The organism is Paenibacillus hemerocallicola, assembly GCF_006265175.1.
Classification (GTDB): Bacteria; Bacillota; Bacilli; order Paenibacillales; family NBRC-103111; genus Paenibacillus_AB; species Paenibacillus_AB hemerocallicola.
Genome location: NZ_VDCQ01000001.1, coordinates 235,865 through 261,806, shown reverse-complemented (window position 1 = coordinate 261,806; position 25,942 = coordinate 235,865). Strand labels below are relative to the sequence as shown.

At 54.6% G+C, this 25,942-nt stretch carries 25 protein-coding genes; 7 read left to right on the top strand and 18 right to left on the bottom strand.

Going from position 1 to position 25,942, the window contains the following annotated elements; all coding sequences use genetic code 11:
- Window positions 1-42: 42 nt before the first annotated feature.
- The 8 genes from FE784_RS01385 to FE784_RS01350 all read right to left on the bottom strand — a co-directional run bounded on the left by FE784_RS01385 (window position 43) and on the right by FE784_RS01350 (window position 8,611).
- Window positions 43-732, bottom strand: a complete 690-nt coding sequence (locus FE784_RS01385) for an HAD family hydrolase (protein ID WP_139600313.1) — start codon at window positions 730-732, stop codon at window positions 43-45.
- Window positions 733-944: 212 nt separating this feature from the next.
- The gene (locus tag FE784_RS01380; protein WP_139600312.1) at window positions 945-2,897 is read right to left on the bottom strand and encodes an ATP-dependent DNA helicase; all 1,953 of its coding nucleotides are present in this window, start codon (window positions 2,895-2,897) and stop codon (window positions 945-947) included.
- A 181-nt stretch (window positions 2,898-3,078) separates the two neighbouring features.
- Window positions 3,079-3,828, bottom strand: a complete 750-nt coding sequence (locus FE784_RS01375) for a DeoR/GlpR family DNA-binding transcription regulator (RefSeq protein ID WP_246131845.1) — start codon at window positions 3,826-3,828, stop codon at window positions 3,079-3,081.
- A gap of 72 nt (window positions 3,829-3,900) precedes the next feature.
- Window positions 3,901-5,148 carry a carbohydrate kinase family protein gene (locus FE784_RS01370; RefSeq protein WP_246131844.1) on the bottom strand — a complete coding sequence of 416 codons (1,248 nt, stop codon included), beginning with the start codon at window positions 5,146-5,148 and terminating at the stop codon, window positions 3,901-3,903.
- Complete coding sequence (locus tag FE784_RS01365) at window positions 5,117-6,307, bottom strand: Gfo/Idh/MocA family protein (RefSeq protein WP_139600310.1); 1,191 nt, start codon at window positions 6,305-6,307, stop codon at window positions 5,117-5,119. Before FE784_RS01365 ends, FE784_RS01370 begins: the two co-directional genes overlap by 32 nt.
- Window positions 6,308-6,312: 5 nt before the next feature.
- On the bottom strand, window positions 6,313-7,149 hold the full coding sequence (locus FE784_RS01360; RefSeq protein WP_218103732.1) for a class I fructose-bisphosphate aldolase: 837 nt from the start codon (window positions 7,147-7,149) through the stop codon (window positions 6,313-6,315).
- 272 nt (window positions 7,150-7,421) lie between these two features.
- The gene (gene murI / locus FE784_RS01355; RefSeq protein ID WP_139600309.1) at window positions 7,422-8,195 is read right to left on the bottom strand and encodes a glutamate racemase; all 774 of its coding nucleotides are present in this window, start codon (window positions 8,193-8,195) and stop codon (window positions 7,422-7,424) included.
- Between the two features lie 41 nt (window positions 8,196-8,236).
- Entirely contained in the window at window positions 8,237-8,611 is a 375-nt protein-coding gene (locus FE784_RS01350) for a hypothetical protein (RefSeq protein WP_139600308.1), read from the bottom strand.
- Between the two features lie 249 nt (window positions 8,612-8,860).
- Between FE784_RS01350 and FE784_RS01345 the strand changes: the two genes are divergently transcribed.
- Entirely contained in the window at window positions 8,861-9,463 is a 603-nt protein-coding gene (locus tag FE784_RS01345; protein ID WP_176705881.1) for a C40 family peptidase, read from the top strand.
- A 20-nt stretch (window positions 9,464-9,483) separates the two neighbouring features.
- Here FE784_RS01345 and hrpB read toward each other — a convergent pair whose 3' ends face one another.
- Window positions 9,484-11,988 carry an ATP-dependent helicase HrpB gene (gene hrpB, locus FE784_RS01340; RefSeq protein ID WP_139600307.1) on the bottom strand — a complete coding sequence of 835 codons (2,505 nt, stop codon included), beginning with the start codon at window positions 11,986-11,988 and terminating at the stop codon, window positions 9,484-9,486.
- A 153-nt stretch (window positions 11,989-12,141) separates the two neighbouring features.
- Between hrpB and FE784_RS01335 the strand changes: the two genes are divergently transcribed.
- The 4 genes from FE784_RS01335 to FE784_RS01320 all read left to right on the top strand — a co-directional run bounded on the left by FE784_RS01335 (window position 12,142) and on the right by FE784_RS01320 (window position 16,289).
- Window positions 12,142-12,606, top strand: coding sequence for a PilZ domain-containing protein (locus FE784_RS01335; protein ID WP_176705880.1), 465 nt, complete (start codon window positions 12,142-12,144; stop codon window positions 12,604-12,606).
- 515 nt (window positions 12,607-13,121) lie between these two features.
- On the top strand, window positions 13,122-13,856 hold the full coding sequence (locus FE784_RS01330) for an RCC1 domain-containing protein (RefSeq protein WP_246131843.1): 735 nt from the start codon (window positions 13,122-13,124) through the stop codon (window positions 13,854-13,856).
- Window positions 13,857-14,291: 435 nt separating this feature from the next.
- Entirely contained in the window at window positions 14,292-14,594 is a 303-nt protein-coding gene (locus FE784_RS01325) for a phasin family protein (protein WP_139600304.1), read from the top strand.
- A gap of 24 nt (window positions 14,595-14,618) precedes the next feature.
- Window positions 14,619-16,289: an ABC1 kinase family protein gene (locus FE784_RS01320; RefSeq protein WP_139600303.1), complete on the top strand. Its 1,671-nt coding sequence runs from the start codon at window positions 14,619-14,621 to the stop codon at window positions 16,287-16,289.
- A 159-nt stretch (window positions 16,290-16,448) separates the two neighbouring features.
- On the opposite strand, the gene FE784_RS01315 is transcribed toward FE784_RS01320, so the two are convergent.
- The 3 genes from FE784_RS01315 to FE784_RS01300 form a co-directional block, all read right to left on the bottom strand.
- Window positions 16,449-16,766: a hypothetical protein gene (locus FE784_RS01315; RefSeq protein ID WP_139600302.1), complete on the bottom strand. Its 318-nt coding sequence runs from the start codon at window positions 16,764-16,766 to the stop codon at window positions 16,449-16,451.
- 683 nt (window positions 16,767-17,449) lie between these two features.
- The gene (locus FE784_RS01305; RefSeq protein ID WP_342779065.1) at window positions 17,450-17,899 is read right to left on the bottom strand and encodes an FAD-dependent thymidylate synthase; all 450 of its coding nucleotides are present in this window, start codon (window positions 17,897-17,899) and stop codon (window positions 17,450-17,452) included.
- A gap of 331 nt (window positions 17,900-18,230) precedes the next feature.
- Window positions 18,231-18,461, bottom strand: coding sequence for an FAD-dependent thymidylate synthase (locus tag FE784_RS01300; RefSeq protein ID WP_425465520.1), 231 nt, complete (start codon window positions 18,459-18,461; stop codon window positions 18,231-18,233).
- 120 nt (window positions 18,462-18,581) lie between these two features.
- Between FE784_RS01300 and FE784_RS01295 the strand changes: the two genes are divergently transcribed.
- Window positions 18,582-19,196: a pentapeptide repeat-containing protein gene (locus FE784_RS01295; protein WP_139600299.1), complete on the top strand. Its 615-nt coding sequence runs from the start codon at window positions 18,582-18,584 to the stop codon at window positions 19,194-19,196.
- A gap of 149 nt (window positions 19,197-19,345) precedes the next feature.
- On the opposite strand, the gene FE784_RS01290 is transcribed toward FE784_RS01295, so the two are convergent.
- From FE784_RS01290 to FE784_RS01270, 6 genes are all read right to left on the bottom strand, one after another.
- Window positions 19,346-20,239, bottom strand: a complete 894-nt coding sequence (locus tag FE784_RS01290; protein ID WP_139600376.1) for a sugar phosphate isomerase/epimerase family protein — start codon at window positions 20,237-20,239, stop codon at window positions 19,346-19,348.
- Window positions 20,240-20,381: 142 nt separating this feature from the next.
- Window positions 20,382-20,549 (bottom strand): hypothetical protein, encoded by a 168-nt coding sequence (locus tag FE784_RS41760; protein WP_246131842.1) that lies wholly within the window; start codon window positions 20,547-20,549, stop codon window positions 20,382-20,384.
- A gap of 20 nt (window positions 20,550-20,569) precedes the next feature.
- Complete coding sequence (locus FE784_RS01285) at window positions 20,570-21,469, bottom strand: saccharopine dehydrogenase family protein (RefSeq protein ID WP_246131841.1); 900 nt, start codon at window positions 21,467-21,469, stop codon at window positions 20,570-20,572.
- Window positions 21,470-21,690: 221 nt separating this feature from the next.
- Window positions 21,691-22,893, bottom strand: a complete 1,203-nt coding sequence (locus FE784_RS01280; RefSeq protein ID WP_139600298.1) for a DegT/DnrJ/EryC1/StrS family aminotransferase — start codon at window positions 22,891-22,893, stop codon at window positions 21,691-21,693.
- 174 nt (window positions 22,894-23,067) lie between these two features.
- On the bottom strand, window positions 23,068-23,361 hold the full coding sequence (locus FE784_RS01275) for an alpha/beta-type small acid-soluble spore protein (protein ID WP_139600297.1): 294 nt from the start codon (window positions 23,359-23,361) through the stop codon (window positions 23,068-23,070).
- 155 nt (window positions 23,362-23,516) lie between these two features.
- Window positions 23,517-24,839, bottom strand: a complete 1,323-nt coding sequence (locus tag FE784_RS01270; protein ID WP_139600296.1) for an ABC transporter substrate-binding protein — start codon at window positions 24,837-24,839, stop codon at window positions 23,517-23,519.
- 265 nt (window positions 24,840-25,104) lie between these two features.
- On the opposite strand from FE784_RS01270, the gene FE784_RS01265 reads away from it, so the two are divergent.
- Window positions 25,105-25,935, top strand: coding sequence for a helix-turn-helix domain-containing protein (locus tag FE784_RS01265; RefSeq protein ID WP_176705879.1), 831 nt, complete (start codon window positions 25,105-25,107; stop codon window positions 25,933-25,935).
- The last annotated feature ends 7 nt before the right edge of the window (window positions 25,936-25,942 follow it).

Sequence of the window (25,942 nt, the reverse complement as noted above, 5' to 3'; positions counted from 1 at the left end):
CGGTAACGATCCAATAACGGTGGCTCATAGCCGGCTCCCCTATCATCGGACGACCGCGTCCAACGCTTGCAGCGGCCGGTCCAGCTTCGGATAGCCGGTAATCTTGTCCCGCATCGAAAGGGGCAAATACCAGACGGCATGATAAGCCCGCATCGCGACGCCGTTTGCGCCGTTCAACTCGTCAGATCCGCCGTCCCCAATAAATACGCATTGCTCCGCCGTCACGCCCAGACGGTCGCAGGCGAGACGATAAATGGACGGGTCCGGTTTGGCGTAACCGGCTTGATAGGAGAAAATGACCTCATCGAAATAAGGGGCAAGCTCGCAGTCCGGCCAGGCGTGCACCTCTTCCTCCGTGCAGTTGCTTATAAGTCCGAGCTTCAACCCTTCTTGCTTGAAGGCGCCCAGCAGCTCGAATACTTCGGGATCGATGCCCTTAAAGGCGGCTCTCTTCTCCAAAACCCGCTCTTCGTACAATTCCTTTACCGTCCGCTCGTCCGCTTCCACCTGTTGACCTTCCAGAATATGTCTCATGACGGCAAAATAATCGGCGAATTGTCCCGTCATCCGTTTATTGTGAGCGGCTCCCCACTCTTGGCGGTATACGTCGTGCGCAAGGCCGAGCCTCTCGGCATGATTCCGGTTCGCCCGGCTCACCTTCCGGATGCCGTCGGCATATTCGGAAATGAGCGTTTCGAATAGATCGAAAAGCACCGCTCTCGTCCTGATCATGGAACACCTCCTGTATTTGTCAATTCCATTATCCCAATCCGGCGGCCGGCACACAATTGTACAATCTGTGTCATTAGCGATTCTGCCGGAAAGAGTCGCGAAACATCGCCACTGAAACGGTGAAAAGCGGCACTTCGTTCGTCCGTGACGAAAGAAATGCCGCTCGCATTTATACTAATTAGAACCTGTTCATTGGCAGATGTAAAGAAGGACTAATGCTCCATAGCTCCAAGCACGACCCCATCGGGCAGCAAGGCGGCAATCTGCTCCCGCAGGCCGTCCCGCTGCTGCAGCCGCTCGCATAACAGCATCACGATCCCCGAATCGTCGCGGCTGCGTATCAATCGACCTATTCCTTGGCGCAGGCGAAGGAGCATATAGGGCAGTTCGACCTCCTCGAACGGAGCCTCCGCCTGTTGGCGCTTTGCCGTGAAAACGGGATCATGAGGAGGAAATGGCAGCGACCAGATGATGACGTTCGACAAAGAAGGTCCGGGAATGTCGAGGCCTTCCCACAAGCTGGACGAGCAAAGGATGCTTTCCTCGTCGTTTTGGAAAGCTTGAATCAATGTGCTGATTTCTCCGTCGCCTTCGAACCGGAACCGATAGCCGGCCAGTTCCGGATACCGGGCCAGTTCCCGCTTGAACTGCTGCAGTTGTTCGCCCGCCGGAAACAAGAGCAGGGCTCTACCGCCGGTTTGCTTAATGCCTTGCACGGCGATCTTCATTTTCTCCGCGAATGCTTCCCCCTTATATGGTTCCGGCGCGACAACCTTCATCTGATTCCCGTAATCGTAAGGAGATGCGACCGAAAAAGACAGGTAAGATCCGATTCCGAGACTTTCCGCCATATAATCGAACCCGCCGTCCACCGATAAAGTCGCCGAAGAGAAAATAATCGGCTTGCTCGAGCCGAATACGCGCTCCCGCATCACTTCCTTGACGGTTCTCGGCATGATCGCGAGCGAGAAACCGCTCTCGTTCTCTTCCGCCCAGCATAGCAGCGTAGCGGGGCTTTCAAACAACGACAGTGCCTTCTGCGCCATTTCCAGATGCTCCTCGACGATCCGGAGGTTGTATTCGTTCAACGTGTACAGGCCGCTTTCAAAAACGAGCTCCTCGTCAATCGCCTCTAGCAGCATCCGGAATCGCCGTACCTCTTCCAGAACATGCTCGTTCAACCGGATTTCCTTCCGGTCCGACCCGGGGACGGCCACGCTTTCCCGCTTCAGCGTGTCGAACATATTCTCGCTTTGGGCAATCGCCTGATCGATGCGCTCGGCCAACGATTCCCGGATTTGGCCTTGAAGCAGCCGGGTAATCAACTCTTCAAATACGGGATGCTTAAGCTTGTATGCCAACGCCTTCTGGGCGGCGAACTCCAGCAAATGCCCTTCGTCGAAAATGACCGCGCTATGGTCGGGGAGCAGCGGCAGCTGCCCTTCCCGTTTTCTTCCTTCGTACGTCCATACGTGCTCCATATAAAAGTCGTGGGAGCAAACGATGATGTCGGAGGATTTCCGGTAATGGTCGCGGGAGAGCGTCATGCCGCAGCGGTGCCGCTTATCGCATGCGAAGCAATCCTGATAAACGTCCCAGCCGATCTTCTTCCATTGCTCGTCGTTGAATTGCGGATAATGCCTTCTGTCCCCGTACGCGTGAAACGATTGCAGCGCTTCGCGATTGCGGACGAATCCCGGCAAGCTCTCATACAGCTCTTCGAATTGCTCCGCTTCTTCCTCTCTGAATCTCGCTTCGTTCAGCTTCACTAGACAAACATATTGTTCGGGCGATTTTCCGAGTCGCGCATCTATATCCAATTGCAAATAACGGGACAGCTTCGCGATATCCCCTTCCGGCTTGACAAGCTGTTCGATCAGCGATTCGTTCGCACAGGCGACTACGACCGGCTTACGCGTATGGCGGGCGTAGCAGAGCGAGTACAGCAAATACACGAGCGTCTTCCCCGTGCCTACTCCCGCTTCCGCAAAAAGCGTACGTTTCTCTTGAAATGCCTTCTCCAGCTGAAACGCCATATAAATTTGCTCGTCCCGGACTTCGAAGCCGTGTTCGGGCAGCAATTCGTAAAACACATCCGCAACCCAATTGCCGACTTGCTTCATAAAAGGCTGAGAAGGATCATAATCAAAAGGGTACCTCTTCATTCAAGCTATTCCTCCAATCGAATCGACAGCGACTCTGAACAGTCTACACTGAAATCGGTCCGACCGCCAGTCTGTTATAACCTTCCACGGTATGGTATAATATAGACACAGAAAGACAAGAGCGCGGATTACACCGCATCTCTTGTCTTTTTCGTTTCGTATTGGTTGGCGCAGCGGCACGCTATTCCGGCGCGACCACGATTTGCAAGCCTTCGTTCTCGGCGGCACTCCTTATCGGCTCTGGCGGCTCCCGGTCCGTAACGATCCGATGAACGTCCTTGAACCCCGCAAACGAATGCAGAAACCGCTCCCCGAACTTGCTCGCGTCGGCGACGACGTTCACTTGACCGGCCCGGCGCATCGCGTGCCGCTTCAGCTCCGCTTCGAACGAGTTGGAGTTGCTGAAGCCGTGCTCCGCCGTCATCCCGGTCGTTCCGAGAAACACTTGATCGAACGCCATCGTGCTCAGTGCTTCGATCGCGATTGGCCCGACCATCGATCCGGTCTTCTCGAGCAGCATACCGCCCGCCACGATCGTATGAATTCCTTTCTCCATCAAAACCGCGGCCACATTCAATGCGTTCGTAATGACCGTAACCGAGCTGTCGGGACTTATATGCTTGGCGACCTGCAGCGTCGTCGTGCCTCCGTCGATGAAGATCGCCTGATTCGGCATGACCAGTCCGGCAGCCGACTTGCCGATCCGCATTTTCTCATCCGTAAGCATCGCATCGCGGTCCTTTAACGAGACGTCGAGCGTAACGGGAATGGCGCCGCCGAACGTCCGTCTTACCAGACCCAGCGCTTCCAGCTTTTCCAGATCGCGACGGATCGTCATATCCGTGACCGCGTAACGATCCTTCAGCTCGCTGATTTTCACTTCGCCTTCCCGCTGAATCTCGTTCCATATTTCATTTTGCCGTTCGTTCAAGTTCGAGCGCATTCCCGATTCTTCACTCCGTCAACCGATCCGCTTCGGACGGCACAAATTCGTTTCTACCCATTATACCGGATTAGTGCGGCTTTTGTCATATGGGCCTATCCAAGCGACGCCGTCCGTCCCCGGAGTCCACCCTTCAAGCGGCAATCCGGGAGCTCTCCTGCGCCAGCCTTTCTCGATCCGGCGCACGACGGAAGTCCACGGGACGATTCCGCTGGTGGCATCCAACGTTTCCACACTGCAGGCTCCTACGGCGACTGCGGCCGTCATCGTTTCTTCAAGCGGCAAGCCGTGCAGAAGCCCGCACAAAAACCCGGCAATCGTGCAATCTCCCGCCCCCGTCGTCCCGACGACCGTCGTCTCGAAGCACGGAGCGAGCAATTCTCTCTCACGCCAATCCGCAATTGTCGAGGGCATGGCCGCGCCGATCCGACTCATTCGATCGGCATCGCCGGTCGTGCGCACGTACAACCCTTCTTCCCCGAGCTTAATGCCGACTACTGCGGCCCCCATCTCCACAAGCTGTCCGGATATACTCGCCAGATCATGGGCGCTGACGGATGCTTGCGCCCCGCCGTTTGCTCCCGAACCGGAGCGGTCCGAACCCAACATGAATACCGTTTCTTCCCAGCTGGGCAAATAAAGGTCTACGTAAGGCAGGATGCGTTTCAGGATGGAACGCCAGTCGACCTTCCCGGAGGGCGAGTCCGGATCGGGACGGGACATGTCGAGCGAAACGGTAAGCCCCTTCGCCTTCGCTTTGGCCAGGAGCTTCTCCAGCTCCCGTCCGTCGTTCTCATACATTTCCTTCATAAGCGGCGGATATCCGAAATGAAGCAGCTTTGCCCCATCGAGCGACTCTTCGGATACGTCATCCGCCTTAAATGTATCGTTCGTGCCCGGACAATGGAGGAAAATACGGTCCGAGCCCGATGGGCTGATCACGATACTGTACGAGCTCTGCTCGCCGCCGCTTACGATCATCCCGTCGGCCATGCGCGGGCTATGCTTACCCAAGGCTTCCATAATAAGACGGCCAAATGCGTCGTCCCCGACCTTGCCCATCAGCTTCACGGCAACTCCGAGCCGATGGAGCGCCAAGCCGGAATTGGCGACCGTACCGCCAGTCGAGAGGACCGCCCCGCCTACATGTACCAACGCCCCCGGCTCGGCAAGAGCCGCCAAGCCCGCTTGACCCATATCCGGGATAAGGTCAAGGCATATATGCCCGGCGACGATTACGTCCGTCTGTTTGTCCGGAGCGATATCCGGCTGATAGTCATGCTCCGGTCGGTCTTGCGGATGCCGCAAACGAATCCCTCCCGCCGATATGCACCGTTTGTCCGGTACGATCCGATTCCAGCGCGGCCGTAAACAGTTTATGGCTGCCGGCGGCTTCCTCCGGCGTAGCGCAATGCAGAGGCTGCTTCATATGATCGCGATTGACAAGCTCGTCGCAAAACGCCGCCCACATTTGCAGAATCGAATCGGAGAAACCGAACTCGAATATGCCCCCGGTAATCGTGGAATATGCCGATTGGTAGGGCACGTCCAACGTGTGCCACGCCTGCTCTCCGCCCGGCTTGTAAGGCAAGGAACGGATTTCCTTCGGATTTTTCGTCGTATACTCGGCCGATAGCTCGGTACCGTTAATCCGGATAAACCAAGTATTGGCATGACCGGGCGCGATCCGCTTCATCGACAGCACCATCGGGAACTTGCCGAGATCATTATTCACGTCGCATGCGAGAATGGCGTTGTCCCACGTCTCGCAAGGAACGTTTCCGCCTTTGCCGTCCGGCCGCTCGTCCACCGTTTTCTGAAGCAGCGCGCGCACGCTGTTCGGCTGCCAGCCGAAACGAAGCGGCAGGTGCAGCACATGCATGCCCAAATCTCCCATACAGCCGTATTCGCCGTTCGTGGCAATGCGCCGCTTCCAGTTGATCGGCTTCAGCGGATCGAGATCGCTGCTGTGCCAGAAGCCTGCCTCCACTTCGATGATTTTGCCGAACCGTCCTTCCCTGACCCATTCGCCGATCCGATACGCTCCCGGAAAAAACGGGAATTCCGACGAGCAGCGAACGAGCACATCCGGAAATTTCGCCATTTCGGCCATGATCCGATCGTTCGCCGATCGGTCGATTCCGAACGGTTTCTCGCCAAGCAGATGCTTCCCTGCCCGGATAATGTCGATATACAAGTCCGCATGCAGGTTGTGAGGAACCGCGCAATATACCGCATCGATATCCGGATCGGCGAGCAGCTCGCGATAATCGGTAGTCGTCTTCGTCACGCTCGGTACGTATGCCTTGAACCATTCGGCCGCAGCCGGGTTTGCGTCGCAAACCGCCGTAATCCGCGGCTCGAAATCGACTCCCGTCAAGTGGCACCAGCGTGCGGCGGCGCTTGCAAATTCTTTGCCCATCAAACCGCAGCCGATGACGCCGAAGCGTATTGTCTTTCTCGTCATGAACGTCACTCCCCCTTAAGTACAGCCATAGCCTGCACGACCGTGGCCCCGTCATGCACGATCGTCATAAATGCCCTCGTCATGCGGTCCGGGTGAGCGTGCTGGATGACATTGCGGCCGTATACGATGCCGGATGCGCCTTGCTGCATCAGCTCGTACGTGCGGGACAGAATCGTCTCGTCCGGAGCCCGTCCGCCTCCGCGCGGCAAGACCGGTTTGCCCGAAGCCGCCTCCACGACTTTATGGTATTCCTCGAGATGATCGCACGGGTCGGCTTTGATAATATCCGCTCCGAGCTCGACGGCCTGACGGACGAGCGGCACGATTTTGCCCAAATCGCCGTCTACCATATACCCTCCATGCGTTTCGTTCGGCAGCATCACAAGCGGTTCAACCATAAGCGGCATGCCGTACCGCTCGCACTCGGGCTTCAGCCTGCATACGTTCTCCACGCACTGATGGTACAATTCCGGCTGGTTAGGCAGCAGCAGCAGATTGACTACGACACAAGCCGCATCCAGCGATACGGCCTGCTCAACGGGATTGTGGATCAAGTGACTGAACAGATGGCTCGGGAGTGTCTTGCCGTAAATATTCGCGACATCGGTACGCAGTACGAGCGATGGCTTCTTCTTGCCCGGAATGCTTTGGAGCAAGGTCGCCTGTCCGGGGCTAAGCTGTATCGCATCCGGATCGGCCGCGACGATCGTCTCGATCGCCTGCTTCATGTTCTCGATACCGCTCAGGAAAGAAACCTCATTAAAAAAGCCGTGGTCGATCGCCACATCGAAACATTTGCCGTCCTCGCCGAACAGGCGATTCATTCTTGGAATAATAGACACGGGAATACCTCCTAAGAGTTCATCAATAGAAAAAAATTAATGTTCGTTTGTAACATTTATAATGTTATATTCAAACAACTATTTTGTCTACATAAAAAAACAAACCTTTTCCGGCGACCCGCAGTCGACCGGAAAAGGTTGTTGTCGTACAATCCGTATTTGTAGAACTCCTAATCCGGCTGGATATTCCGGTTCGATCGGCTTCCTCGATCAATCGGCGAACAAGCACCCTTCCGATCACACGGCTGTCGCAATCCTGAATATAATATCGGTTACGTCAGACTCCGAAAACAATGTTCCAGCCTGATCCTATCGTCTTTCGTTCCACAGGAAGACATATATACGATATCGGGCGGGCTTGCATTTGCCGAATCTTCCTCGAGCTCGAGCTCAAGCACGCGCATCATCTGTTTGACGGTTCCGGCATTGCCGTCCATGACGAGGACGTGAGGGGGCAGCAGTTCCCGAATCGCTTCTTGGAAAAATACGAAATGGGTGCATCCGAGAACGATCGCCCCGTATCGCTCCAGTTCGAACGGAGCGAACTGCTCCCGCAAATAGGCTAGAACATCCGGACCGTCGAACGTTCCTTCTTCGGCAAACCGAACGAGTCCGGGCAGTCCCAGCGTGTCTACTTGACTGGGCGCCTCCAGCTTGCCGAGCAGACGGCGGAATTTGTCTTCCTTCAGCGTGAGAGGAGTGGCCGTCACCAACACCCTTCTGCCGGATTCCCGCACCGACTGGAGTGCCGGCTTGACTGCCGGCTCCATCCCGATGATCGGGAACGAATACCGTTTGCGCAGCCCGTCTACCGCTACGCTGGTCGCGGTATTGCAAGCGATAATGATCGCACTTACCTCGTGGCTTCGCAAAATGTCTTCGATGCATTCTTCCACGAAGCCGTAAACTTCTTCCTTCGTATGGGTGCCATACGGCACATTCAACGTATCCGCGTAATAAAGATATGATTCGGACGGAAGCTTGCGGCTTGCCTCGCGCAAAACCGTAAGGCCCCCGACGCCCGAATCGAAGAAAACGATTCTCATAAGGGCTCCTCGTTTCGAAGATGAACAAGGGGACCGGTCGATTACGATTCCCCCCGGTCCTCCCTGTTTTTCCAGCTGCTGTCCGGCATCGGGTCGGAACCCAACGTCGTCTCGAACACTTCCGCCCGCCAAGCTTTGCGGGCCGGCTTTTTCGGACGTTCCTGCCGAATGTTTACCGTCTGGGCGTACGCCAAGCTCTCGAGCAGCGATCTGCCGACGGCGGCGTTGGACGTCTGAGGCAACTTGTCGTTATCCGGCATGCCCTTCGTCCCCGGCCCATCCCCCGACGAGGCCGCTCTGCGCATGTCGCGGAGACGGGCTTGCAGCAGCTCTACCTCTTTGCTCCAGTCTGCCGGGGCCTGTTGCTCTCTGGCAGCCGTCTGTTCGGCTCCGACCGGTTTGATTCGCTCGTTCAATGGATCACCGCCACCCGAGGTACAAGTCGATTGCGCACATCAACCTTCATCCTTCTTATCATAGCATGATTTGCCTGATCGTGTTCGCGGATTTATACGCGTTTCAGTCCGTTTTCCGTCCCGATTTCCGGAGGTCCTATCCTTTTCCCCTACCCGGGTCCAGATTCGTTTCCCGTCGCTGGTCCGTTCAGGAAAATGCGTCGCTCTTTTACAATAAAAGCAACAACGAAACCAAAGGGTGTTCGAACGATGAAAGAAAAGAAAAAAATATATATTTTGCTGACCGATACCGGGACCTTATTCACCAGAATGATCAAAGCCTATACGAAAGAGCCGTTCAACCACGCTTCGCTGGCTTTTGACGAAGACCTACACGAGGTATACAGCTTCGGCCGGAAATACGAATCGAATCCGTTTCTCGGCGGCTTCGTCAAAGAAAATATGCTCAGTCCGCTGTTTCTGGACGAGAGGCGCGACACGAAGTGCGCCGTATACTGCTGCGAAGTCGGCCATGCCGCCTACGAGCGTATTCGCCAAACGGTGAACGAGATGGAGCGCAACGAGAGCAAATACAAATATAACATGCTCGGCCTGCTCGCATTCGTTTTCAATATGAAGCTGAAACGGAAGCACGCCTACTTCTGCTCGCAGTTCGTATCGGAGATGCTGCTCTCCGGCGGAGTATCGCTTGCCGACAAATGCCCGGAATTCACGACCCCCGGCGATTTGGGCAGATCCGAGCAGTCGAAGCTGCTCTATACGGGCAGCTTGCGGGAATATCCCCCGCTATCCCTGCGGTTCGACGAGCCGATAGCGGCGGACGCCGATCCGATTACTGTCCAGACCTCATAAAGGCGTATCGACAGGCGCGTTCAAGCTCTCGGCTTAACCCGATTGGTCGGGATGGCGGACATCGGATCATCCGGCCAATAATGCTTCGGGTACCGCCTTTTCAAATCTTTCTTGACGTCGAAATACGTTTCCCTCCAAAAGTTGGCCAAATCCCGCGTCACCTGGACGGGGCGGCTTGCGGGTGACAGCAAATGCATCGTAACCGCCACCCGGCCGCCGGCGATAAAGGGCGTTTCGGTCATGCCGAACAGCTCTTGCAGCCTGACCGACAACGATGGCGCGGTCGGATCGCCATAGTCGACCGGAATCCGGGAGCCGCTCGGCACCGCAATATGCGTAGGCGCCCAGTCGTCCAATCGTCTGCGCTGCTCCCAAGTAAGCGTCCCCTCCAATATGGAGGCGAGGTTCAGCTTCTGCAAATCGCTGCGGGACCGCATACCGTGAACATGCGGCGCCAGCCAGTAATCCAATGTCCCGGTTAACGCCTGATCCGTCATGTCGGGCCATTCCGGATCGAGCCGCCTCAAGAACAGCACACGTTCCTGCATCCTTCTCGCCGTGTTCGTCCATGGCAATATGCCGATACCTTCCGTTGCGATCCCGTGCAGCAGCGCACGCACGGTTGCTTCCGAGGCCGGCTGCGGAAGCGGATTGTCCTGCAAAACGATCGCTCCGAGACGTTTTCTCCGGCGAGCGCGCACCGCCTGGACGGTCGACTCCCATTCCACGATCGCTTCTTCGCTTATCCGCTCGGCGCATATCGTTTCCAGCTCGCGCAGCGTTATAGGCGCCGCCAGCATGATTCGGCTGTCCGTTCCATAATCGTCCAGTTCGGCCGCCACGAGATAAGGGGATCCGGCCATATATTGCTGGTCGGCGAAAGCCGCACCTCTTCCGTTGCTGAGCAAAAACTTGCCGTCTCCGCGCCCTTGCGCGATCCGGTCCGGGTAAGCAAGCGCCAGAAGCTGCCCGCACGCATCGCCGGCAATCGCGCCGTCACCGTTAATGCGCAACGCCCGCCTCCAATTGTCGGCTTCCGTCCGTACCCGCTTGACGGCCGCTTCATCCATTTGTCCGAGCTGCCCCTGACCGCTGACCGCCCTATTCCCTAACGCCTCGAGTCTCAGACGCAAATCGGCCGAAACCGGATTGGACGAGCCTCTGCGATAAATATCCCGTTCGTTCAACAAGGCGCCCAGCAAGCAGGCGGTTTCTCCCAGACCAAGCGGTATGGAGCGCAATACCATATGAGCCAAGCGCGGATGCAGCCCGATATCGCTCAGCCTTCGGCCATAGGCCGTGATCGATCCGTTTGCAGCCAAAGCGCCAATCCAGGTCAGAAGCTCCCTAGCTTGCCGGTAGGCGGGAGCCGGAGGAACATCCAGCCATTGCAGCTCTTCGGGATCGTCCGTCCCCCAAGCGGCAAGCTCGAGAGCCAGCGAAGCGAGATCGGCTTGGGCAAGCTCGGGGATTCCATGCGCATCGAAGCCGGACTGTTCCTGCTCCGTCCATAACCGATAGCATACGCCGGGGCCGAGACGTCCCGCCCTTCCTCTCCGTTGGTCCGCCGAGGCGACGGAGACGCGCACGGTCTCCAGCCGGGACATGCCCGTCTGCGGCGAAAACTTGGGTACCCGCATCCAACCGCTGTCGATAACGATTCGGGTGCCTTCGATCGTGAGGCTGGTTTCCGCAATCGAGGTGGCCAGTACGACCTTTCGCGTACCGGGCGCGGCTGGCGCAATAGCCCGGTCCTGAGCGTCCTGCGGCAAGTTGCCATGGAGCGGCAATATCCGGATCGAACCGTCCGCCGCGAGCTGCTCGGACAGAAGAGACGCCGTTCGCCGTATTTCGCCCGTTCCCGGCAAGAAGACGAGGATGTCCCCCGACTCCTCCGTCAAAGCCCGCATTACAGCGCGAGCAGTCGTCTCCTCCATTCTGCTCTCCGGCCTTCGGTCCATATAGCGGGTTTGAACCGGGTACATGCGTCCCTCGCTATGGATAACCCGGGCATCGCCCAATAACTCGGCCACCGGCGAAGCATCAAGCGTGGCCGACATGACGGCAATTCGCAGATCTTCCCGGAACAACGCCCGCGACTGCAGGCAGAGTGCCAGTCCGAGATCCGCATGAAGGCTTCGTTCATGGAATTCGTCAAAGATGACGAGACCGATCCCTTCCAAGGCCGGATCGGCCTGCAGCATTCTCGTCAATACACCTTCGGTTATAACTTCGATGCGGGTAGAGGAACTTACCCGCGTATCCATTCGGATCCGGTACCCGATCGTGCGTCCGACTTCCTCGCCGATCGAGGCAGCCATATAGGCCGCGGCCGAGCGGGCGGCCAGCCGCCTGGGCTCCAGCATGACAATCCGTCGTCCGGCGAGCCATGGCTCCTCCAAGAGAGCCAGAGGTACGCGCGTCGTTTTACCGGCTCCGGGCTGAGCGACGAGCACCGCACTTCGGTGCTGGTGCAGATGATGCTTCAATTCCGGCAGTGCGGAATCGATCGGAAATACGGTCACATCGTTTCTCCCCCAATACGGCATCCTGCCAACGCAGGCAAACCATTCTTCTATACAAAAGTATACATAAGCCGATCCGGTTCGTTCAAGCTTTCCCGGGACGTGCCCGTTTATTGTATAATGGAGCTATACCGAAGAAAGGGAAAGATTACGATGACGCCCGATAATAAACGCAACTTTTACCGCCTATCGCTGTCCGCCCCATTGACCGGTACACTGAAGATCGTCGGCTTGAACGAGAAGAAGCTCGATTCCAAGCTTGCTCTGGTGTTCATGCTCGATCTCGGGGCGGGCGGGATGCGAATTCATGCCCATCACAATTTCCCGGTGACGCCTGACCTGCTGCTGGAATTCCGGTTCACCCTGTTCCATTCGGAGCATAGATGCTTGGGGACGCTCGTCAGAAAATCATCCCATTCCGATACAGTGTATGAGTATGGCGTCGTGTTTTCTTTGGACGAAAACGAACGCCAAGCTCTTCTGCAAAATATCAACATGCTTAATATCAAGCTGCGACACGCAACCAAGCTAACCAGCTGCAGTTTCAGTACCGACGAAGAGATCGAGAGCTTCTATAAAGTTTCCGCGGCAAGCGGGATTCCCGCCCTACAGGCATGATCCTGCATTTCCTATATGCTCCGACTTAAGTTTCATTGACAGTCTCCGGCCCTTCCAAGGGCTTTTTTTGCTTCTCAGGACATAAATTGAACCTTACTGGGTACACGGTATGATGCCGCAGCGGGATTGCTTACACCCCGGACGCGCTTGGCGCAACGGTTACAGCCGTGCGCGAATACTGCAGAGCAGTTGGCCGAGCGGGTTGAGAAGTATTTAATCAGTTTCGTTAGCGACGCCGCCATAGATTAAGTTGTCAGAGGAGATTGCAACTTATGAAGATTAGTCAATTGTCGGGGCTTCGTCTTAGGAAAACAAGGAGAAATGCTGTTGAAAATTCGTGAAGGTTCTGCAATACTATCAATAAAATTATGAATTAAGGGGGATTCGATTATGGAAACCGTTGCGGCCAAAAGATGCGACACACTGGTGCCGAGGCGTTGAAGTTTGAGGAAAGGCCAGAAACCGCACCCGGGTTGCAGCCCCTTCAACCAACCGCGCCGCAGGCGGCGTTAACGGTGAAACGGTGGCCTAAAGATACCATAGCGGCAGGTTATCGTCATACCGTCGGTCTTAAATCGGACGGCACGGTGACGGCTATGGGTGATAATAAATATGGCCAATGTGATGTAAGCAGCTGGCGCGATATGGTGGCGGTTGCGGCGGGTAATGCTCATACGGGCAATGCTCATACAATCGGGCTTAAATCGGACGGCACGGTGGCGGCTGTGGGTTGGAATAAGCATGACCAATGCGATGTAAGCGGCTGGCGCGATATGGTGGCGGTGGCGGCAGGTTGGCGTCGTACCGTCGGGCTTAAATCGGATGGCACGGTGGCGGCTATGGGTCGAAATCATGAAGGCCAATGCAATGTAAGCGGTTGGCGTGATATTGTGGCGGTTGCGGCGGGTGACTGGCATACCGTCGGGCTTAAATCGGACGGCACGGTGGCGGCTGTGGGTTGGAATAAGCGCGACCAATGTGATGTTAGCGACTGGCGCGGTATTGTGGCGATAGCGGCGGGTAGTAATCATACCATCGGCCTTAAATCGGACGGTACTGTGGCGGCTGCGGGTTGGAATGAGCATGGCCAATGCAATATAAGTGGCTGGCGCGATATTGTGGCGGTTGTGGCGGGTTGCTCTCATTCCGTCGGTCTTAAATCGGACGGCACGGTGGTTGCTGTGGGTCGAAATCATGAAGGCCAATGCAATGTAAGCGGCTGGCGCGGCATCCAACTGCCCGGCAATTAGTTTTCAATCTTAATAATACATATAATATTGAAAGCCATGCGCCGATTTCTCTCGCATGGCTTATGTTTTGTATTAATATCCTGTTTTACAGTCCTTTGTAACATAATGAGCATCGCAGCACGCTGACATTGTAAGCCCACTTGCTTTGTAGTCCGCGATACGGGCTGTCCATTCTTGGCGACGCTGTTCTATAGTGGTCACAGGGCACCTCCGATTGGATTAGGCTGCTCTCGTTCTCTCACGTAAATTTGAATTCTTGAAGGTGTGTAGGGTATTACGCTTACCCCGAGCACGGTTGAATCCACGATAATACGATACTGCAACGCTAAATAGTTAATGCCATTAATAAATTTAAAATACGCCTCCCATATTCATAATTTCCCATAAAGATGGGCAACCCAGTACTAGACGGCAACGGAATGGAGGTTGATACGGATGAGCGATTTAATCAGAAAAGCGATGTCGCTGGGGATCGGCATTACGATCATGGGCAAAGAAAAGATCGAGCAGGTCGTAGACGAGTTGGTGAGAAAGGGCGAAATAGCGCCATCGGAATCGAAAGAGCTGGTTACGCGCTTAATCGAGAAAGGCGAAGATCAGAAAGAAGAAATGAAACGGGTCGTCAAAGAAAATATGCTCAAGCTGCTTGACGAGCTCCATGTGGCGACCAAGCAGGACATCGAGAGACTGGAGCGGCGTTTGGACCAATTGGAAGCCCGGCAGTCGGATAGCCAATAATGCCCGGAAAGGAGTGCTGCGTTTGTGATCGGCCGAAGGCTTCGTCATATCAATCGGTACAGGGACATCGCTATGGCCCTCACGCGCCACGGATTCGGCTTCGTTGTCGAGGAAATGGACATTTTCCATTTGTTATCCATACCGGAACGAATGGGCTGGACCTCCGCCAAAGCCGATCGAAAAACGGTCGGGGAACGCATCCGCCACGTCATCGAAGAGCTCGGTCCGACCTTCGTGAAGCTCGGGCAAATCGCCAGTACCCGCTCCGATCTGATTCCCCCTTCCATCTTGAAGGAATTGGAGAAGTTGCAGGACAACGTCCTCCCCTTCTCCTTCCATGAAGTCCGCGCTATTGCCCAAGCCGAGCTTGGCATCGAGCTGGAGCAGGCCTTCACTTCATTCGATACCGAGCCGGTAGCCGCGGCGTCGATCGGTCAGGTCCATATCGGAACGCTGCATTCCGGCGAACGGGTGGCGGTTAAAATCCAGCGTCCCGGAATCGACTATACGGTCCGTACCGATTTGGCCATACTGCAAAACTTGGCTGTTTTGGCCGAAGCACGCTTCGAATGGGCAAAACGATTTCAACTGAGGAACATGATCGACAGCTTCGGCAAATCGTTGATCGAAGAGCTGGACTATACCGTCGAAGCGAGAAATACGGAAACGCTGTATAAACAAACCCTCCCGCATACGCGCATCCGCATCCCCCGAATATATGGGGAGTACAGCTCAAAAAAGCTGATGACGATGGAGTTTTTGGATGGAACGAAATTAAATCAGCCCGAGCAATTGCGAGCAAGAGGCTATGATCCGAAAAGCATAGCGGAGAAATTGATGCAGGCCATCCTTCAGCAAATCTTTATCGACGGCTTCTTTCATGCGGACCCTCACCCGGGCAATCTGATGGTGCTGCCCGGCGAAATAATCGCCTTTCTCGATTTCGGCATGGTCGGCCGGCTGACGCCGGAGATGAAACAGCATTTTGCCGCTCTCATTATTGCATTAATGCGCCAAAGCACTGCGGGGGTCATCAAATCCGTCTTGCGAATGGGTCTGGTTACGGAACAGGTCGATATGCAGCACTTGCGGCGCGATGTCGATCGGCTGCGGGACAAGTATGTCGGCGTTCCTTTTAGCGACATCAGTCTTGGCGAGGCGGTCAACGATCTGTTTGATGTGGCTTACCGTCACCATATCCGGATCCCGACCGATTTTATACTCGTAGGCAAAACATTGATAACGATCGAAGGCTTGGTGGAGCAGTTGGACCCCGATATCAGCATCCTGCGAATTGCCGAGCCGTTCGGCAAACGTCTGCTGTTGGAACAGCTGCGGCCTGGCAAGGTAGCCGACTGGGTCAAGGAACAGATTGCCGATTATGGAGAATTGCTGGTCCATTTGCCGAAGCAGCTGAGCGAAATCGTAACCGTGCTCAAAAGAGGGCGGCTGGAAATCGCCGTACCGGATTTCGATAAATTTTTAAGAAAGCTGGACCGGATCATTAATCGGATTTCGTTCAGCATCGTACTGCTGTCGTTCAGCATTATTATGACCGGGCTGATCATCGGCTCGTCGTTAAACCGGCAGGCCAGCATGCTGTGGCACATTCCCGCCCTGGAGATCGGATTCGTCATCGCGATATTTCTCGTCGTATGGCTGATTCATTCCATTTTTAAGTCGGGAAGATTCTAATTAAGATCTATACGACAAAATATCCCCACAAAGTCGGGCTTTTGCTCCGATGCTAGTCCAGGTGATTTGCGGGGACCCCGAAACTTGTAAATCTATACGACAAAAAAGACCGCCGGGGACGGTCCATGCCAAATAGTTAATGGCATTAATGATTAACCCTCATAACAAAACCTTCATAAATTTGTCGGGAGTCGTACCCGGCTCCATCGCAAACGAGACATGCACCGATCTTCCGTCGGCATGCTCGAAATATTGCCCCGCCAAACGGAACCCTCTTTGCTGAGCCGTCCGGTACAGCTTCGGGAATGTCTGCGCTGCTGCAATCGCATCATCCTTATTCGGATAGGCGTGCAGCACAATAGGTTCTGCTTCCGAGTAAATATTAATGATGACATGATATCTTCGTGCCGCGGTTTCCTCGACATACAGCTCATATTGGTGATCAAAAGCGTGAAATACGTTTCCCATCGCCGTCATTCATTCCTTTCTTCGTGTACAAGGAAAAGTTCGACGCGTCACCCGCCTACTCCTTCCCCGGCACATCGCGATGTCACAAATAATACATCAATCCGTACGGTCGAGTGACGGAAAGAAAAAATAATAGGAACATATGAGCCGGCAGTCGCTGACCGGTTTTGTCAGGGAACCGATAGTAAGATGGGCTCGTGTCCTAAACATGCCCCAGCATTATGGAGAGGAGCCCGTCCATGCCAAAGCTAGACTTGACCAAAACGTACAAAGCGTATTACAACGCTCCGACAAGACCGGAGTCCGTCGAGCTTGCGTACAAATGATGCATATCGGGCCCTCTGAGACCGAACCCGATACCGTCAAACGAATCGAAGCGTTCATGGATAACCAAGGGCTCGTCTATAACGGATTGCACCATGAGATTTATATATGCGACCCGCGAAAAGCCGATCCGTCCGTTATGAAAACGATACTGCGTTTCCCGGTCGCGAACCGTGAATGAAGATTCTCACTTTTTTTGAATCCTCCGGACTGCTCATGCTCCCTGCATTTCGCAGCAGCCATTCCTTGGTTACCTTCGTTGCGGTCCGGAGCTCGTTTCCTTAACTTTAAACAAAAAGGCCCCTTGGCGGCATTTATCCGCACGAAGAAGGCCTTCTTTTCACTTGTGCCCGATACAGTCGAGCCGATTACAATTGTTTCGATTCCGCCTGATGTTCCCTCTTAAGCAGCTCCTCGAGCGAATAAGGAAACAATGGCCTGCCCAGCTCCAAAATCGCTTTGGCGTACAGGCGGATTTCCTGCTGGGCGTCATGCTCCAGACGCTGATTCAAGAAATGGCAGACGGCTTGCAGCGAAGACGTCCAATACCACCGGACATACATGCCGTATGCCGGCAAAAAGAGCCTTGCCTGCTCGGCACATACGCCGTCCGCCAGCGCAGCTTCGTATTTTTCGATTCCTGCGTCGATGTACCGCATCAGCTCGTCGGTATGTTTCCGGCCGAGCTCCGACTCCAGCGGCTCCCCGCTCCCTTGCTTGGAGTTTTCCGGCTTGCTTCTCCACTCGCCGGGCTCGGGTACATAGAAAGTCGGTTCTTCGGTGATGTAGCGGCGGCTCGACTCGTTCCATGCATCCAAACTATCCCCCGTCGCCTCGAGCTGAGCGGAGCCGATTACGTATTTCCCTCTTGTGTTACGGTTTACCCGGGTCCGGTAAGCCTCTTATGGTTTCCCATAAGGACAGACTATATCATCATCCGCGTGGGATGCCGTGCGCTTCGAGTTCCCTTGAACCCTACTCCCTCTCGGGATAGTCGTTGCACCTTCCCCAATTTCGGCAGTACCTGCTTCTATAGGGCTTGGCTCAGGATTATCCTAGCTCTCGACGGCCTTAGACGTCCCCTGAATTCACACGGTTCCATACGATTATCGCTAATCGAAGGGGCTATTTTGTAGGTTTCTACAATAATCACCATTGTCTGGCCACCATCAGCGGAGCATACACCTCGAACTGAAGCATGACATGGCGAAAGGGCGACGTATGCCCTTCCCGAGCGAGGAACTTGATCAGCTTGACGTCTTTGTCGCTCAGCTCCTTGGATTCCTTCGCGTACGACACCCGGGCCGCGTTGACAACGCTCAAATCCGATCCCATATGGTTCACAAGCCTGACATAGCCTTTATCCAACACCTTCAGCATGGACACGCCGATCTCTCCTTTAATTCTGATAAGGGTTGCAACTATCGATTGACAGCGGGTCGCGGAAAGGATTATGTTACTTTGTACATCATTCCATCTTCCCATCAGGAGGTCCGAATTATGACTCTATACTCCGACACGCGATATACCGATACCGACTTGTCCGATATCGCACTCTCTGCCGATAATGACGTATGGCGGGGCTCTCAGTTTCACAGATGCCGATTTCGCGGTTCGTCGCTGACCGAATGGCATACGGAATCGTGCACATTCGACAGCTGCGATTTCACCGGCGCATTGATGAACGGATCGTTGCATCTCGGGTCGGCTTTCACCAATTGCAGCTTCCAGCATGCAAACCTGTTCGCCTCGAAGTTCGACGAATGCAAAATGACCGGCTCCGACTTCGCCGAAGCCACGTTGGACGGCATCACCGTCAACGGTGGCGATTGGTCGTACGTCAATCTGCGCGGCGCTAGGCTGGATAAGCAAAAGCTGCGGGGAGTGAGGTTCCGGGAAGCCGACTTGTACGAATGCAATCTGGAGAAGAGCGATTTGCGGGAAGCGGATCTGACCCGCGCCATATTGGCCAAGTGCCGGTTAACCGGAACGGATTTGCGGGGCGCGATATTGGACGGCCTCGACTTCAAATCGATCGATTTCAAGGGAGCGAAGCTGGACGCCTCCCAAGCCGTTCAATTCGCCCGCTCGTACGGAGCTATCATCGATACATAGTCGCCTTGAAGCTTTCCACGGCCGACACCCCATCTCCTGCTCGTTATACGAACATTTTTTCGGGACCGTTGTATGGTCTGGCGCAATAATGCATTCGAACAAAGAGGCCGCTTGCCGTCGATCCGGAAGCAGCCTCTTTAAGTACAACCTTATTTATAGCGATTAATGTAATCTACCGCTTTGCGGATATCGATCTCCGGCTGGTCGCCGACTTCGCGTTCGATCGTCAAGTAGCCATTGTAGCCGATGTCGACTAGCGCTTGGAAATACGCATCAAAGTCAACCTTGCCTTCTCCGAGCGGAACTTCCTTGAATATCTCTCCGGAACGGACCATTTCGGCGATTTTGCCGTGATCCATCGGCTCGTAGCCGAGGGCTCCGTATATCTCGCGGGGATCGACCTCTTTATAACGGATACCGTCCTTCACATGCGTATGAACGATATATTCCTTCAAAATATGTACGCCTTGTACCGGATCGTCCCCCGTGACCATGACCATATTGGCCGGATCGAAGTTGACCGATACCCCTCTGCTCGACAACGTGTCGAGAAAGCTTTTCAAATGCGCGGACGTTTCCGGACCGGTCTCGATAGCGAAAAATCCTTCCATGCTGCTGGCGTATTGGCTCAGCTCCTCGCAAGCCTGCTGCATCGTTGCGAACACTTCGCCGTTCCGGTCGTGCGGTACGATGCCGATATGCGTCGTCACGATATTGGTGCCCAAATCTTTGGCCAAATCGAGAATACGCTTCGATTTTTCCACCTTTGCGGCATTTGCCGATTTATCCTGGAAGCCGTGACCGCCCAGATCGCCGCAAAGCGCGGAAATTTCCAGGCCGAGCGACTCGATATAAGCTTTCAGCTCGCGGCGTGCGGCCGGAGACAAGTTCTCGGGATCCATTTCACCTTTAACCGCATAAATTTGGACGCCTTGCGCCCCTACTTCCTTCGCTTTCTTCAGTCCTTCGCGGACGCCGATGCCGAAGCTGTCGACGATGACGCCGATTTTGTTATCCAGTTTCAACCGAAATCTCTCCTTCATCATGTGATTTGCCGTCCAGCAGGCCCTGTTCTCTAGTTCGGCAAAAGCTTCCACAATCCATCCGGATGTAGAACCTAATCTCCATTGTACTAGATTTTGCATAGGGAATACTAGCCCTTCCGATAAGCGGTACAGAATGTCGCTATGCCAGGATGTTGCCGTTCACGCGGATTTCCACGAAGGCGCGCTGCCGCAATAGAGGCTTTATAGGTGTCAGTGTCATCACCTGATCGATATGAAATACTCCCCGAGGCAAATCGGTGACTACATATAACATTTCCGCAACGAACGCGGCCACTTTGCCGGTCATGTCAGCTTCGTTGCTTCCGTTCAGAAAGCATTCCACATAAACATCGCGCTCGTCCTTTTTCCCCATGCATCAACCTTAAGCGCGTAGCTGTCTTGTCCCCAGCGGATCAAACCCGCGACTCGAATCGCGGCTCTGCGAACCGGCTTCGTCTCCAGGAAGGACAGCATGTTGACCGCCTTTAGTCCGGCCAGCAGCATGGTCGCCGCTCCGGAATCGAAGCAAAGCCTCGTGGATACGGACGGTACGCGAAGCGTGCGCGGCAGCGTGTGCTGATCGGGAAAGTTGAACCGGTACGCTTTCTTTCGTCCGAAGCCTGTTCCGAAGTCCACCAGCTTGCCGTCCGTAAAAGCTGAAACGGAAACCTTTCCCCCGTTCTCTGTCACCTCGAAGCTCTTATTCACATTTTGCAAAGTCCATTCCATCGCAGCATCGCCATGCGAGTCGCCCAAGCCGAGCATGACGGATATATCGAGGGTGGCCGTCGCGTCCATTCGATTGACCGCCTCGAGCGCCAACAAGTTCGTCAAGCCGGGCGCAAGTCCTACGCTCAACACGACTGCAGCGCCGTTCGCCCGCGCATCCTCATGCAGCCCCTCCGCCTTCGACAAAAAGGAGTTATTGGCGGTCACGTCCGCGTAATGGGTTCCGCTGCGGATGCATGCCCGCAAGAAATCGGTATTCTCCTGATCGAGACACATAACGACCGCCCTGAACCGTGCGAAGAAATGCTCCCCGATCGGTTCCCGGATATCCAGCCGCAAAGGCAAAACACTCCCTGCGGTCGTTCTGCAAAACCGCTCCGCGCGCTCCAAATTTCTTCCAGCCGCAAATACTCGGCCGGGAGCCTTTCGGCCCAATTCTCTGCATATCGTTTGTCCCGCTACTCCATAGCCGCCGATTACCAATATGTCGTTTTTCATCGTTTTCTCTCCCCGCGTATGTTTGCATCCCTTATCCTTGCACAAATTGAAAACTGTAATAATAATTATTTTCAATCATACGCCTGGAAAAAGAATTCGCCATCCCACAAATCTGGGATTTTCATTATCAAACGCGGGGTGACATTGCGAAAGGCCGCTTCCTTATGAAAAACGAACAGACCAGTCTTTCTCCTCGCGGAGGATAGACTGGTTAGCCGGGCTTAATAGGATTGCGCAACCTTTTGCAAGCCGTGGGCAACTTCGCGAATCGCTTGCTCGTCGGACAGCAAAATATGCTGCGTCAGCCATACCGCTTCCTTCTCGCACAGACGCTCGCACACCGGACAATCGTATACCCGCTCTTCGCCGGTCCACATTTTGGTCGTCTCGATAATCGATTGGTTGCGGTTGAGCGGAATATACCCTGCGGCGAGCGGTACGCCTTCGGCATTCGCTTTGCGGATGAAGTCGTTTTTCTCCGCCTGCTCCAGATCCAGCTTGAACATGTACAAATGGTAGGCGTGCCGCGTAATTCTCGGATCCTGCTTCAATAACCGGATGCCTTTCGTCCCGGATAGCAGTTCGTCGAGCAGCTTTGCATTTTGCTCGCGCTTGCTCATTTGCTCTTCGAGCCGCGTCATTTGCCCCATAACGACGGCGGCCTGAAATTCGGACATCCTGTAGTTTTGTCCAAACCGGTCGTGCTGATACCAGCCGCCGTTCGGAACCCGGCCGACGTTGCAGATCGACCAGGCGTTTTCCCAATAGTCGCGGTTGTTCGTCGTTATGATTCCGCCTTCGCCGGCGTTCAAATTTTTGCTCGATTGCAGGCTGAACGTTCCGAGATCCCCGATCGCGCCTATGCCTTGTCCTTCCCAGGACGCTCCTACCGCTTGCGCCGCGTCTTCGATCAAGGCGAGCCCGTGCTTGGCGGCAATTTCCTTCAATCGCGTCATGTTGGCGGGAGCCCCAGCAATATGGACCGCAATAATCCCTTTGGTCCTGGCTGTGATCAGCGCTTCGACTTTCTCGGGATCGATCAATAACGTATCTTCTTCGATATCGGCAAATACCGGGATAATCCCGTATGCCAACGCTGCGGATGCAGTAGCGATAAACGTATAAGGCGGAACGATCACTTCGTCTCCCGGCTTTAGCCCCGCTGCCTGAAGCGCAACCGTGATGGCAACCGTTCCGTTTACGACGCTGACTGCGTACTGGGCGTTCTGAAGCTCGGCAAACTTCCGCTCCATCTGTGGCAGCTTCGGCTCATAGTTCGATTTGGCTGCACCCCCGGCCCCGCCCCATTTGCCGGATTCCAGCACTTCCTTCAACAGCTGCATCTCCAAGTCGCCGTAGACCGGCCACGTGGCGAACGGCGTAGTTCGAGCCGGACTTCCTCCGTCGATAGCCAATTTTCCCATGCCAAATCCCCTCTCCCGTATTCGCCCGTTCCGGACGATGACAAGATCAGTTTAACGGAATCGGGAGAAGGCCGTATGCCATTTCTTATCCCGGGCAGGACATTTTATGAATTTGCACGGAAAAGAAAACCGCCCGTCGTCGGAAAGGCTGTCCGGCTGCGGGCGGTAATCGCATTATAAGGTACTGCTTCGTTCCACAAGCTGCTGCTGGGCCATCCGGATCATTTCGCGGACCATCGTTCCGCCGATTTGACCGCCTATTCTACCTGCCTGCTCGGTCGTCAATTGACCGTTATTGCCCGGGGACAACGGAATGCCCAGCGATTTTGCCACCGCGAACTTGACATCGTTCGGCTCGGCGGGATCGACCGCATATCCTTGCTGCTGCATAACCGCCGCCTTGAACGAATCGAGACTGCGCCCGGCTCCGGGCACGACCGGCGTGTTTCTGCTTCGTCTTCTGGCCATGTTGGATCACCTCACTCATTAGAATGTCCATCCGCTCGCAACGTATTCGGGTTGTACCAACCCGGATTTTCTCGTCCAATACGAAGGTAGCGCTTTCCCATCCGATGTTGGCAAAACATTGATTGCTGCGCGGGTGAACGGCCGATCGGCCATCGTCATTTGCTGGCGGCTGCTTTCTCTTCCTCTATCGCTTTTTTCACTTTCTCGTCCGTGTTGCGCAATGCCGTATTCACGTCCTGCTTGCCGATAATGACATCATTGAACTCCTTGGCCAAAATGGTCGCCGGGTCCGTCGTAATATCCGGGTTGAACGCGGGTGTCGGGGCAAATTGGTTATAATAGACCGCCCCCGTATTTTTGCCGGCCAGAGCCGGGGTTTGCTGACCGAACGTTTTGCGGACCTCATCGTTTTTGAGACTCGTCAGTTGGCCTTCCTTATTGTTTTTCGTTTGTACTTCATCCGACACCAGATGGGCGACGGCTTGGAATGCCTGTTCCTTGTTTTTGCCGCCCGAAATGAAATACACTCGCGGCTCCGCTTGAAATCCGATTTTCGGAGCATCGGGGAATGTGGGGGCTCCGACCATATCCCAATTCAGCTTCTGAAAGCCTTCCCGATTATAGGACGACAGAGGGGAAACGATCATCGCGAGATTCCGGTCCGTGATGAATGAGACCAACTCCGAGTTGCCGTCGCCGCCCGCTTTGAAGCCGTTCAAGTTGCCCTCGATCTCGTAAAACCGCTTCACGCTGTCAAGCAAACGCTTCCAACCCGCTCCGCCGTTAACCACTGGTTGAGCGCTTACCGGATCGATCAATGGCAGCGACAGCTGATTGCCGTTAAACACGAGACGATAAAACATGCCCATCCCCCGATACGGCGTCCCTCCTTCCGAACGGGTCAGCTTGCGTGCCAATTCGTAGGCGCTGTCCCAAGTCATCCCGTCTGTCGGATAAGGTACGCCGAACCGGTCGAACAAATCCTTGTTGTAAAACAACACCATCGGATTGAAGGAATCGGGCAGTCCGAACATTTTTCCTTCACCGGATACGTTTTTGATCGTTTGCACGGCGGCGGGATCGAACCGCCCCAAGTCGTACTTGTTTTTGGCAATCAGCTCGGTCATATCGTATTGCAGCCGGTACTGCAGCAACACCTTCCGCATTTCCGAGAGAGACAGCCAATAAATGTCGGGCACTTTCCCCGTCGCGATCAGATCCTCCATCTTCGTTCCCGGCGGCGTGTAGGTAAGCGTGTAGTTGGGATATTTCGATTGTACCGGTTTGGCGACCTTCTCTTCGAACAATTCTTTGGTCATGGAGCTGCTGGCCGCATAGAAGACCAGCTCGGCCGGAGCCGTCAGATCGGCTGTCTTCGCATTCTCCTGCTTTTTCCCTGAATCGGCTGCACAGCCTAGAATTGAGATAGCGCTTACCGAAACGGTCAATGCCGCTGCCGCGCTTTTTAGCCAAGACATATAAACTCCCCCATTGCAATCAGTTTCGGCCGAACTTCACAGCGGCTCTATATTCAGTATTGGCGATAACGGGAATGCCGTAAATAGAAAATAGATCGAACAATATGGAAAAATAATCGAACATACCTCCGAGTGTCAAAACTACTTTTTTTCCATATGAATCAACTCATATTCCATTTACTCTTTACTTCCTTGAGCTATAATTAAATCATACGATCAATTAATATTCGATATTTTCTAGGCGGACATGAGGGGGGACGACCTGATGCAGCATGCCTTTTTCGACCGGATTCATATGCGGATTATCGATGTACTGCGGAGGGACCGGACTTATGCCGAATCGATGGATTATGCGATCCGCAGCCGCAACACGCACATGCGGAGTCTCCTGTACGTATACGATGGCAAAGGCACGATGGTGCTGGACGGGGTCAGCTACCCCCTCTTTGCCGGCTGCGTCTTCCATTTTCCGTTGAATCGGGAGCTATTGATCAACTGCTCGCGGGAGCATCCGATTTGCTATTTTACGGTCAGGCACGATTACAAGTTTATCGAGTGGGAAGGAACGTCGATCCGTTGGACCGAGCCCGGCGATCACGTACTCCCGTTCGACTATGTCGTTCCGATGCCCGACAAAGAATCGATGCTCGCCGATTTGCAGCGTCTGCACAACGTATGGCACAACAAGCAGACCGGATACGAGTGGGAATCGAAGCTCGCCTTTCTCAACCTTCTCCAGCGCATTAGCGAACAGCAGCAGCATTTGGAGGAAAACAATGTCGCGGCGCAATCCATCCTGCAGAGCATGGATTATATTCGCAACCATTATCACGAGCCGTTGGAAAGAGAAACGTTGGCAAAGAAAGCTTCTTTGTCAACCAGCTACTTCTCCGTCCTGTTCAAGAAGCAGACCGGCTACTCCCCCGTTCAGTATATTACGAAAATCCGGCTCGACAAGGCGAAGATGCTGCTGCGTCAAAAGCATCTATCCATTTCCGACGTAGCTCGGGAAGTCGGGTTTCAAGACCCGCTGTACTTCGCCAAAGTGTTCTCTCACGAAATCGGAGTGCCTCCGAGAGAATATCGGAATATGTAATGAAATT